Annotated in this window: 7 protein-coding genes; 5 read left to right on the top strand and 2 right to left on the bottom strand. The window is 72.2% G+C overall.

The features are described from left to right. Window positions 1–131: 131 nt before the first annotated feature. Both FB047_RS04960 and FB047_RS04955 read right to left on the bottom strand, forming a co-directional pair. Window positions 132–419: a WXG100 family type VII secretion target gene (locus FB047_RS04960; protein ID WP_076673399.1), complete on the bottom strand. Its 288-nt coding sequence runs from the start codon at window positions 417–419 to the stop codon at window positions 132–134. A gap of 28 nt (window positions 420–447) precedes the next feature. Then, window positions 448–759, bottom strand: coding sequence for a WXG100 family type VII secretion target (locus FB047_RS04955; protein WP_055831852.1), 312 nt, complete (start codon window positions 757–759; stop codon window positions 448–450). A gap of 293 nt (window positions 760–1052) precedes the next feature. Here FB047_RS04955 and FB047_RS04950 point away from each other — a divergent pair, with 293 nt between their 5' ends. The 5 genes from FB047_RS04950 to FB047_RS04930 all read left to right on the top strand — a co-directional run bounded on the left by FB047_RS04950 (window position 1053) and on the right by FB047_RS04930 (window position 12048). After that, window positions 1053–2417, top strand: coding sequence for a hypothetical protein (locus FB047_RS04950; RefSeq protein WP_136586091.1), 1365 nt, complete (start codon window positions 1053–1055; stop codon window positions 2415–2417). Beyond that, window positions 2414–3439 carry an FHA domain-containing protein gene (locus FB047_RS04945; RefSeq protein ID WP_167494150.1) on the top strand — a complete coding sequence of 342 codons (1026 nt, stop codon included), beginning with the start codon at window positions 2414–2416 and terminating at the stop codon, window positions 3437–3439. The genes FB047_RS04950 and FB047_RS04945 overlap by 4 nt, the downstream gene beginning before the upstream one ends. Next, complete coding sequence (gene eccCa, locus FB047_RS04940) at window positions 3436–7440, top strand: type VII secretion protein EccCa (RefSeq protein WP_136586089.1); 4005 nt, start codon at window positions 3436–3438, stop codon at window positions 7438–7440. The genes FB047_RS04945 and eccCa overlap by 4 nt, the downstream gene beginning before the upstream one ends. 81 nt (window positions 7441–7521) lie before the next feature. Continuing rightward, window positions 7522–9561 (top strand): DNA helicase RecQ, encoded by a 2040-nt coding sequence (gene recQ, locus FB047_RS04935; protein ID WP_136586088.1) that lies wholly within the window; start codon window positions 7522–7524, stop codon window positions 9559–9561. Window positions 9562–9945: 384 nt separating this feature from the next. Further along, window positions 9946–12048 (top strand): acyl-CoA dehydrogenase family protein, encoded by a 2103-nt coding sequence (locus FB047_RS04930; protein WP_136586087.1) that lies wholly within the window; start codon window positions 9946–9948, stop codon window positions 12046–12048. The last annotated feature ends 28 nt before the right edge of the window (window positions 12049–12076 follow it).

Genomic DNA, 12076 nt, shown 5'->3' with positions numbered 1-12076 from the left:
CCGGAGATCGGCCATGCTGATCACTCGTTTCTCTGTGATCGGGATGCGAGGGAATCGGGCACGCGAGCGACGAAAGGCGCGCGAGCCCAGAGAACCGGCGGCCGCCGCAGCGACCGCCGGTCCGGAGTGGGTCAGGCGAAGCGGCCCGCGGCCGACTTGTCGGTCGAGGTGTAGCCCTGGGCGATCTCGTCGGTCTTGCCGGCGATCTGCTGGAGCAGCTCGTTCAGGCGGGTGATGGACTGGGTCCACTGGGCCTGCGCCTGGTCGTAGGCGGTCTGCGCCTCACCGTCCCAGGAGGCGCGCAGGGCGTTGACCTGCGACTCGAGCTCGTCGAGACGGGTGCGGATGCCGGAGGCACCGTTGCGGATCTGACCGGAGAGGGCGATGACCTGCTCGGGACGAACGGACATGGACTGCATGAGAGTTCCTTCTTTCGTGTCGAGCGGGTCAGCCGAGCAGCGAGCCCAGGTTGCCGATGGTCTGCTGGTGCGACTCTTCCGAGGCCGCCTGGTCGCGCTCGGTGCCGCGCAGGGCGTCTTCGAGCGTGACGAGCACGTTGTTGAGCTTGGTGGTCTCTTCGTTCCACCGCTGCATGAGCTGGGTGTACGAGCCGGCCGCTGCGCCGGTCCAGAAGCCGGCCACCTGGTCGAGTTCGGTGCGGACCTTGCGCACCTGCTCGTCGATGCCCGACTTCGCGGTGTTGACCGCCTCGGCCCCGCGACGAAGCGCACCCTCCTGGGCTGCGATGAGATCTGCCACGTTGTCTCCTCGATGTTCCTCCGGGGCGCGCCCGGGCGTTGCGGATCATGTCTGCACGCACGGGATTCGGCCCCGCGCGCGGGATCGATGGAGTGACCGGAGCCCCCCACCGGCCTTCGAACATACGTAATGCTCGGCGAGGCGACAACCCTCTTGCGCTTTTTCAAAGATGACAAAACTCTCATCTTTAATCCCGATGGTGAGGGGAAAGAAGCCGGCGCCGTCACGGGGGCGGATACGCTGGTGCGGTTGAGCCGACCCTCGGGTCGGTGGCGCGGGAACGAGGGGGACCGTTGAGCGCGGAAGTGGTGCAGGGGCGACGCGTCGCTCTCATCGACGGTGCGTCGAGGATCGACCTGGTGGTGCCGTTGCGCGCCCGGGTCTCCGACGTGCTGCGCGCGGCCGGCACCCCGACGCGGAGCGACGTGCGCGTGGTCGGTCTGTCGGGTCGGGAGATCGACGGCTCCACGGCGATGACCTCGCTCGAAGACGGGGTCGTGCTGGTGCTCGTCGATCCGGCCGCCACGGTCGACGCGATCGATCGACGCTCTCCCCGCGCACCCGTCGCCGCGCGCGCGACGGCCGTGTGGATGGTGATGGCCGCGGCGGGCGGCATCCTGGCCTTCCTCCGCCTGATCGATGCCGACGCCCTTCCCGTCGACGTGCGCACCCCCGTCGCCGCGCTCGCCCTTCTCGCGGCTCTCGCCGCCGTCGCGATGTTCTCTCTGCGCGCGCGGGCGCGCACGGCGACTCTCACCCCCGTCGTGGCCGTCGCCGCCCTCGCGTTCGGCGGGGGAGTGGCGATCGTGCCCGATCTGCCCGCGTCGTCCGTGCAGGTCGCGGTGTTCACGGGTCTTCTCGCTGCGTCCGTCGTCACCGGTGTCGCCGGAGTGATGGGGGCCACCCAGACCCTCCGCGCGCAGAGCCGCACCGCGACGATCATCTCCGCCGTGCTCGCGGCCGTGTGGGCGCTCGCGCTCCTGCTGCACCTCGACCCCTCCGCCCCCGCCGCCGTGACCCTCGGGCTCGTGCCCGTCGCGCAGCGCATCCTGCAGGCGAGCCTCGTCGACGTCGAGCCCGGCACCTTCATCGACTACCGACGCTTCCAGAGCACCCGGTGGACCGTGCGGCAGAGCCTGCCCGACGAGGTGCGCACGATCGAGGCCGACGACGCCGACGCCCTCGTCGAACGCTCGACCGCGCGACTGACGGTCGGGGTCGTGCTCCTCGTCGCCGCCGGCGCAGCCAGTGCGGTCGCCGCCCTGCCGACGTTCGCGGTCTCCGACCCCGTCGTCCTCGGTGGACGCATCGGCCTCGCGGTCACGGTGGTGCTCGCGCTGCTGCTGGGTTCGCGCAAGAGCACGGTGCCGTTCCTGCGGTGGGTGGCCCGTGTCGGCGCCGTCGTCGTCGTCGCCGCCGTCTTGACGGCGCTCGTGCCCACGATCGCGTCCGACATGCTCGTGGTCGTCGCCGGAGTCATCCTGATCGCGGCCGTGGCCGCCGCCCTCCTCGTGGTCCCGGTGGGTCGCGGCCTGAGGTCGCTGGGATGGTCGCGCACGGGCGACGTGTTCGAGGCGCTCGCGACGGCCCTGTCGCTCCCGGCCGGCCTGCTGGCCGCCGGAGCGATCGAGGTCGCGCGTGCGATGATGGCGGCATGACGCCCTCGCCGCCGCTCGGCGCGCCCGCGACGGTGGGGGTGCGCATCGGCGCCTTCAGCGTCGACGCCGCCCTCGTGGTCATCGCCGCCGGCGCGGCATCCCTCCTCGGATCGCCCGTCCTGGGGGCGGCGGTCGCCGCCGAGGCGCTGCTGGGCCTGTGGATCCTCCAGGCGCGCCTCGGATTTGGCCCGGGCGCGCTGTTGTTCGGCCTGCGCACATCGCGCGCCGAGGCTCCCCTCGTGCCCGGCGCGGGCAGGGCGTTCGTACGCGGATCGCTCGTGCTTCTCGGTGGGCTCGTCCTCGTCGCCGGAGCCTGGGTCGTCGTCGCCTCGGCCGCCTTCGACCGCTCGGGCCTGCGGCGCTCCTGGGCCGACCGCGCGGCCGACACCGTTCTGATCGTCGCCCCCCGGGGTCGACAGGATCAGGATGCCGACGGCGCCCCCGCACTCGCCGAACCCACCGTCCACGCGCGCACCTCCGCCGTCCGCGAGCCCCTCCAGGTGTCGGCGGCCGCCGCCGCGCTGCCGACCGCACCCGCGTGGGACACCCCGCTCCTCGCCGTCGAGGCGCCGGCCGCGGTCGAGGCACCTGCCGCCGCCGGCGAGCGCGTCGCGCCCGTCGTCGCCTCCACGGCCGGATCGTCGGATGACGCCGTCGTGACCGGAGCGGTGGGCCGCGCGCAGCTGCTCGTTGTCTTCGACACCGGGCAACGCGCGCAGATCGACCTGCCCGCCGCGGTGAACTTCGGGCGTGCGCCGGTCGCGAGCGAGCCCGGCGACGTGCTGATCGCCGTCGACGACCCCGACCGGCTCATCTCGAAGACGCACCTGCGCCTCGAGCACGACGGCGAGACCGCGTGGGTGATCGACGCCGGTTCCACGAACGGCTCGGAGCTCATCGACGACGACGGAGCCGTCCACCCCCTGCAGCCCGGTGCGCGCACCCTGCTCGAAGACGGCACGCGGGTGCGTCTGAGCGAGCGCGTGTTCACCCTGAGCCGACTGATCGGAGGTCCGGTGTGAGCACGGGCCCGCGTATCGCCCCGCCGTCCCTGCCCAACGGGCGGGTCGTGCTGCAGCCGCCGCCCGAGCTGGTCCCGAACGAGGGCGGCAGCGGCATCCTGACCTCCCTCCTGCCGATGCTCGGCAGCGTCGGCGCCATCGTGATGGTGACCATCTCGAACAGCGGGCCGACCGGCTTCCTGATCGGCGGCATGTTCCTGCTGTCGTCGCTGGGCTTCGTGGCCGTGAACGGCTGGCGCCAGCGCGCGCAGCGCAACGCCGAGGTGCTGGGCAACCGGCGCGAGTACCTCGCCTACCTGTCGGAGCTGCGCGAGACCGTGCGCGTGGCCGCGCGCAAGCAGCGCCGTCACGGCGGGTGGATCATGCCCGCCCCCTCGGCCCTGCCGTTCATCGCCGAGGAGCGTTCGCGCGTGTGGGAGCGTCAGCCCGGCGACGAGACGTTCCTGCTGGCCCGCATCGGCGTGGCCGATCAGCCGCTGAGCCTGACGCTCGAGGCCCCCGAGCTGCCGCCCCTGGCGCAACTCGACCCGGTGGCCGCCTCCGCGGCGCACCGCTTCATGCTCACGCACGAGATCCAGCGCGACCTTCCGCTGGGCTTCCCCCTCGGCGAATACGCGCGCATCGAACTCGTCGGCCCCGACGAAGAGGCCGTCCGCAGCCTCGCCCGTTCGCTCGTGGCCTCGGCGGCGACGCTGCACGACCCCGAAGACGTGATCATCGCGGTCCTCGCCGGGCCCGCGCAGATCGGCGCCTGGGACTGGGTGAAGTGGCTTCCGCACGCGATGTCGTCGCGCGTGCAGGACCGTCTCGGACCCGCGCGCATGATCGCGGCATCCCCCGACGAACTGACCGACATGCTGCCCGCGCAGCTCGCCTCCCGCACCCGCTTCACCCCGGGAGGCGGGATCACCCCGCACGTCGTGCTGGTGGTCGACGGCGTCGAGTCGTCGTCGAACGCTCCGCTCACGGGACTCGAGGGCGCGCAGGGCGTCACCGTCATCGACCTCCCCACGCGCTGGGACGAGCTGGACGACCCGACGGTCGCCCGTGTCGCCCTGGCCGAGACGCCGACCGTCGTCCGTCCGCGCCGCGGCGAGGCCGCCCCGGTCGCCGCTCCGGCGGAGTTCATCGACGGCGCCGGTCGCGCGCAGTCCTTCGTCCCGGATGCCATGTCCATCGCCGAAGCGGAGGCGACCGCGCGCCGCCTCATGCCGCTGCGCCCCGCCCCCATGGTGGTCGTCGACGCCCCCACGACGCAGGGCCAGGCGGAGCTGACCGAGCTCCTCGGCCTGCCCGACGTGCGCTCCGTTGACTTCGATCAGGCCTGGACGCCGCGCCTCGAGCGCGACCGCCTGCGCGTGCCGATCGGACAGGAGCCCTCGGGCGCCCCGCTCGTGCTCGACCTCAAGGAATCGGCCTCGCAGGGCATGGGTCCGCACGGCGTGATGGTCGGTGCCACCGGTTCGGGCAAGTCCGAGGTGCTGCGCACCCTCGTGCTGGCGCTGGCCATGACCCACTCGCCCGAGCAGCTCAACTTCGTGCTCGTCGACTTCAAGGGCGGCGCGACCTTCGCGGGAATGGCCGAGATGCCGCACGTGTCGGCGGTCATCACCAACCTCGGCAGCGAGCTCGCGCTCGTCGACCGCTTTCAGGACGCCCTGCAGGGCGAGGTCGTGCGCCGCCAGGAGCTGCTGCGCGCCGCCGGCAACTTCGCCAACGTCGGCGAGTACGAGGCCGCGCGTCGCGGGGGACGCACCGACCTGGCTCCGCTGCCGGCTCTGCTCATCGTCGTCGACGAGTTCTCGGAGCTGCTGACGGCCAAGCCCGAGTTCGTCGACAGCTTCTTGAACATCGGCCGCGTCGGTCGTTCGCTGCACGTGCACCTGCTGCTGGCATCCCAGCGCCTCGAAGAGGGCAAGCTGCGCGGCCTCGACACCTACCTGTCGTACCGGATCGGTCTGCGCACGTTCTCGGCATCCGAGTCGCGCACCATCATCGGCACCCCCGACGCGTACACGCTCCCGCAGGAGCCCGGCGTCGGCTTCCTCAAGAGCGACACCGAGAACCTCGTGCAGTTCCGCGCGGCCTACGTCTCGGGGCGCCCGCGCGGAACGGCGGGAGTGGACGCCGCCGGGGCCGAGTCGGTTTCGGGCGGCCCCGCCCGCGTCGAGGTGTTCACGGCCCTGGCCCAGCCCGACGACGACGGGTCTGCGGAGCAGGCGGATGCCGCGCCCGCGGCGATCGCGGCCCCCACGGCCGAGAAGCGCTCGACGTTCCAGATCGCGGTCGATCGCATGAAGGACCGCGGGCCCGAGGCGCACCAGGTGTGGCTGCCCCCGCTCGCGGAGCCGTCTCCGCTGGACGCCCTCATGCCCGACCTGGCCGAAGACCCCGAGCTCGGGCTCGTGTCGCACCGTTGGCGCAGCGCCGGCGCGCTGACCGTGCCGATCGGTCTCGTCGACATCCCGCTCGAGCAGCGCCGCGACCACCTCACCGTGTCGCTCGGCGGCGCCGCGGGTCACGTGGCGATCGTCGGCTCGCCCCTGAGCGGCAAGTCGACGCTCGCGCGCACGCTCGTCTCCGCCCTCGCGCTGACCGGGACGCCGCGGGAGTTCCAGTTCTTCGTGCTCGACTTCGGCGGCGGCGGCTTCACCGCGATGCAGCAGCACCCCCACGTGTCGGGCGTCGCCACGCGCACGGAGCCCGAGGCGGTGCGCCGGGCCGTGGCCGAGGTGGAGGCCGTCCTCGATGCGCGCGAGCAGTACTTCCGCCGCAACGCGGTCGACTCGATCGAGACCTACCGTTCGCGGCGACGCGAGGGGCGCCTCGACGACGGCTTCGGCGACGTCTTCCTCGTCATCGACGGCTGGTCGACCCTCCGCTCGGAGTTCGAGCCGCTCGAGGCGCGGGTGCAGACCATCGCCGCCCGCGGCCTCAGCTTCGGCGTGCACGTCGTCGTCACCGCGAACCGCTGGCTCGAGATCCGCGCGAACCTGAAGGATCTGATCCAGACGCGCCTCGAGCTGCGCCTGGGCGACCCGACCGACTCCGACGTCGACCGCAAGCAGGCGGCGAACGTGCCGGTCGGCCAGCCCGGTCGCGGCCTCAGCGCGTCGAAGCTGCAGATGCTCACGGCCGTGCCCCGCGTCGACGGCTCCGACGACCCCGCGACGATCGCCGACGGCGTCGCCGACATGATCGGCCGCGTCGCCGCGGCGTGGCACGGCGAGCCCGGACCGAAGCTGCGGCTGCTGCCGGAGAACATCACGCTCGACGAGGTGCGCGCGCTCACCGAGCCCGGCGACGGTCGCCTGCTGCTCGGCATCGAGGAAGCCCAGCTGTCGCCCTTCGGCGTCGACCCCCGCGTCGAGCCGCACCTGTTCGTGTACGGCGACTCCGGAATGGGCAAGTCGTCGTTCCTGCGCGCGGTGGCGAAGGAGATCCAGCGGCTGTACACGCCCGCCGAGGCGAAGATCTTCGTCGTCGACTATCGCCGTGCGCTCCTCGGCGAGATCCCCGACGACTACCTCGGTGCGTACCTCACCTCGCACGACCTCGCGACCGGCGGCATGAACGATCTGGCGCAGTACTTCTCGACGCGCATCCCGGGGCCCGACGTCACGCCGACACAGCTGCGCGAGCGGAGCTGGTGGAAGGGCGCCGAGGGATTCATCCTCGTCGACGACTACGACCTCGTCGCCACGAGCCAGGGCAACCCCCTGGCCGTGCTCCAGCCGCTGCTGGCGCAGGCCGGCGACCTCGGCCTGCACGTGGTGCTCACCCGTCGATCGGGCGGCGCGAGCCGCGCGGCCTACGACCCGATCATCCAGCGCTTCACCGACCTCGGCGTCACCGGCATCCTGCTCGGAGGCAACCCCGAAGAGGGGGCGCTCATCGGTCGCGTCAAGCCGGAGCGGGCCGCTCCCGGTCGCGCGCAGATCGTCAGCAGGGAGCACGGGCTCGTGGCATCCCAGCTCGCCTTCTCCCCGCCCACGCACTGACCCCTCCTCCCCAGCCGCCCCGTCGTCCCCATCGGAGGGCGGGGCGGTGTCGATGTCGGCGGCCCGGGTTACCGTGGGGGAGTGACATATCCCGGCGCCGCTCCCGAGTCGTACGCCGACGCTCCGCCCGAGTCGTACGACGTCCCCGACGACCCGTACGCCGGCGCGCAGTGGGACCCCGACCAGTTCGCGCCACCCGACGACTTCGACGCGCCGCCGCCCCCGGTCGACCCCGCGTCGGCCTTCGCCCGCGCGGCCGCCGCCACGGGGACGGCGCGTGAGCTGCCCGCCGTCCGCGACTTCACCGGACACGACCCGCGCGCGGTGCTGCACGAGGTCTACGGCTACGACGCGTTCCGCGGCGACCAGGCCGACATCGTCCAGCACGTCGTCGACGGCGGCGACGCCGTCGTGCTCATGCCCACCGGCGGCGGAAAGAGCGTCACCTACCAGGTGCCCGCTCTCGTCCGACCCGGCACGGGGCTCGTCGTCAGCCCCCTCATCGCGCTCATGCACGATCAGGTCGAGGCGCTCATCGCCAACGGCGTACGCGCCGGCTACCTCAACTCGACGCAGGCGCCCGCCGAGCGCCAGGCCGTCGAGCAGGCGTACCTCGCGGGCGAGCTCGACCTGCTGTACGTCGCGCCCGAGCGGTTGAACGGCGCGCAGACCCTCGGGCTGCTCTCGCGCGGCCGCCTGAGCGTCATCGCGATCGACGAGGCGCACTGCGTGTCGCAGTGGGGCCACGACTTCCGCCCCGACTACCTCGCGCTCGGCGACCTCGCCGATCGGTTCCCCGGGGTTCCGCGCATGGCGCTCACGGCCACGGCCACGCCCGAGACCGCGCGCGAGATCGTCGAGCGCCTGCGCCTGCGCGACGCCCGCGGCTTCGTCGCCAGCTTCGACCGGCCCAACATCCAGTACCGCATCGACGCCAAGGTCGACCCGCGTCGCCAGCTCGTGCAGTTCATCCGCTCGCAGCCCGAGGGCTCGGCCGGCATCGTCTACGCCCTCAGCCGCAAGACCGTCGAGCAGACCGCCGCGTACCTGGCGTCTCAGGGCCTCGACGCCCTGCCCTATCACGCGGGTCTCGACGCCTCGGTGCGCGCGGCGCATCAGTCGCGCTTCCTCCGAGAAGACGGGGTGGTGATGGTCGCGACCATCGCGTTCGGCATGGGCATCGACAAACCCGACGTGCGCTTCGTCGCCCACATCGACCTGCCCAAGTCCGTCGAGGGGTACTACCAAGAGACCGGTCGCGCCGGCCGCGACGGCGACCCGTCCGTGGTGTGGATGGCCTACGGCCTGGGCGACGTCGTGCAGCAGCGCCGCATGATCGACCAGTCCCCGGGCGATCGTTCCTACAAGATGCGCCTCGGCCAGCACCTCGACGCGATGCTCGCCCTGTGCGAGACGGTCGGATGCCGCCGGCAGAATCTGCTCGACTACTTCGGGCAACGCTCCGAGCCCTGCGGCAACTGCGACACGTGCCTCACCCCGCCCGACACGTGGGACGGACTCGTCGCCGCCCAGAAGCTGTTGTCGACGATCGTGCGCCTGCAGCGCGAGCGCGGACAGGCCTTCGGTGCGGGGCACCTCATCGACATCCTGCGCGGGGCCAAGACCGAGCGCATCGCGCAACAGGGCCACGACCGCCTGAGCACCTACGGATTGGGCGCCGACCTGTCCGACCAGGATTGGCGCAGCGTCATCCGGCAGCTGCTCGCGCGCGGCTTCATCGTGGCCCAGGGCGACTACGGCACCCTCGCGCTGAGCGAGGCCTCCGCCGGGGTGCTGCGCGGCGAGACCCCCGTCCCGCTGCGTCGCGACGCCCTCGGCCGCACGGGCGGCGGCGGAGGGGGGAGTCGCCAGCGCAAGTCGAGTGCCGACGACGTCGCCCCCGACGACCGCGACCTCTTCGAGGCGCTGCGCGCGTGGCGCGCCGAGAAGGCGCGGGAGCAGGGCGTCCCGGCCTACATCGTGTTCGGCGACGCCACGCTGCGCGCGATCGCGGCCGCGCGTCCCACGGCGATCGGCGACCTCGACGGCATCACCGGCATCGGCGCCAAGAAGCGCGAGGCCTACGGTGACGGCATCCTGACGGTGGTCGCGGCGAACTGACGCGGGTCTCGTCCCGCGGGGCGGGTGCGCGTGCGCGTGCGGGTGCCGGGGTGGGCCCGGGTGCCGGGAGCGCCGAGACTGCGTGCTGCTGACATCTCGGTTGCAGCGCGCCGCCGAGTCGTCAGCGGTGTGCAGTCTCGCCGCTTCGCGCGCCCCGTGCGCCCCGCGCGCCCCGTGCGCCCCACCCGCCGCGCCCCGCCCGCCCCTCCGCCCCGCCACAGCCACCGCCGTCCGTTCAGCCCCCACTCGGGAATGTTGACCACCCACAACGAATCGGCCCGGGCGAGCGCGGGCCTGTTGTGCGCATCGCACAGGATGTTTGAGCGGTCGTTGTGGGACACCTACCGTGGAGGCATCCCTTTGCAACGTCGAAAGGTGCCGAGAATGACCGACGCCGCCGTCCGTCCCACCACGCCCGCCACGAGCACGCGCACGCCCGTGGGCGGCGCGCCGACCGCCGCCCACAGCGCGGCCGAGGCCGCCGAAGCCCGCATCGACACCGAGCGGGTCACCGACCTGCTGCTCGGTACCTGGGCCGAGACCCGCCGCGAGGCGCGCGAGATGATCAAAGACCCCGCGCTGTGGCGCGACGACAGCCTGGGCATGGATGCGCACCGCGAGCGCACCCTCAGCCAGCTCCACCTCCTCGTGCAGAACAAGGCGGTCCACCGGGCGTTCCCGAAGCGCCTCGGCGGCGAGGAGAACAACGGCGCCAACATCGCCGGGTTCGAAGAACTCGTCGCCGCCGACCCGAGCCTGCAGATCAAGTCCGGTGTGCAGTGGGGTCTGTTCGGCTCGGCCGTCCTGCAGCTGGGCACCCGCGAGCACCACGACAAGTGGCTCCCCGGCATCATGAGCCTCGAGATCCCGGGGGCGTTCGCGATGACCGAGACCGGGCACGGCTCCGACGTGTCGGCCATCGGCACCACCGCGACCTACGACCCCGATACCGAGGAGTTCGTCATCCACACCCCGTTCCGCGGGGCGTGGAAGGACTACCTCGGCAACGCCGCCCTGCACGGCAAGGCGGCGACGGTCTTCGCGCAGCTCATCACGAAGGGCGTCAACCACGGCGTGCACTGCTTCTACGTGCCGCTGCGCGACGACGCGGGGAACTTCCTCCCCGGCATCGGCGGCGAGGACGACGGCCTGAAGGGCGGTCTGAACGGAATCGACAACGGTCGCCTGCACTTCGACCAGGTGCGCGTCCCCCGCACGAACCTTCTCAACCGGTACGGCGACGTCGCGGCCGACGGCACCTACTCCAGCGACATCGCCAGCCCGGGCCGTCGCTTCTTCACGATGCTCGGAACCCTGGTCCAGGGGCGCGTCTCCCTCGACGGCGCCGCGGCGTGGGCATCGGCGATCGGCCTCACCATCGCGATCACCTACGGCAACCAGCGCCGCCAGTTCGACTCGGGCAGCGGGACCCCCGAGGTGACCCTGCTCGACTACGGGAAGCACCAGCGCCGTCTCCTGCCGCGCCTGGCCACGACGTACGCGGAGATCTTCGCGCACGACGAGTTCCTGCAGAAGTTCGACGGCGTCTTCAGCGGCGCGCTCGACACCGACGCCGATCGCGAAGACCTCGAGACCCTCGCCGCGGCCCTCAAGCCGCTGTCGACCTGGCACGCGCTCGACACCCTGCAGGAGTCGCGCGAGGCGTGCGGCGGGCAGGGCTTCCTGTTCGAGAACCGACTCGTGGGTCTGCGCGCCGACCTCGATATCTACGTCACCTTCGAGGGCGACAACAACATCCTCCTCCAGCTGGTCGGCAAGCGTCTGCTGGCCGACTACGCGAAGCAGTTCAAGGGCAAGGATGCCAAGCAGCTCGCCGCCTTCGCCGTCGGCCAGACGGCCGGCAAGCTCTTCCACGGTGCGGGGATGCGTCAGCTGGGTCAGGCGGTCAGCGATTTCGGTTCGACCGCCCGGTCGGTCGAGAAGGGCCTGCGCGCCGAGCAGCAGCACGAGCTGCTGGCCGGTCGGGTTCAGCAGATGATCGCCGACATCGCGGGGCGCCTGCGCCCGGCATCCAAGCTCTCCCGCGAGGAGGCGGCGGCGCTGTTCAACGAGAACCAGGCCGAGCTCATCGAGGCCGCTCGCGCGCACGGCGAACTGCTGCAGTGGGAGGCCTTCACCGACGCCATCAACCGCATCGGCGACCGCGACACCCTCCGGGTGCTCACCTGGCTGCGCGACCTGTTCGGTCTGCAGCTCATCGAGAAGCACCTGGCCTGGTACCTCATCAACGGCCGGCTCTCGACGCAGCGTGCCGCGGCGGTGTCGAGCTACATCGACCGCCTGTGCGCGCGTCTCCGTCCGCACGCGCAGGACCTCGTCGATGCCTTCGGCTACGGCCCGGAGCACATCCGCGCCTCGATCGCCTCGGGCGTCGAGGACGACCGCCAGAACGAGGCCGCGGCGTACTACGCCGAGCTGAAGGCCTCGGGCAACGCCCCGGTTCCGGAGAAGAAGCCCGCCCGGTGACGGCATCCGCCCCGGTCCCCGACGAGGA

The organism is Microbacterium hydrothermale (assembly GCF_004854025.1).
Taxonomy (GTDB): Bacteria; Actinomycetota; Actinomycetes; order Actinomycetales; family Microbacteriaceae; genus Microbacterium; species Microbacterium hydrothermale.
This window is presented reverse-complemented; position numbering and strand designations above follow the sequence as displayed.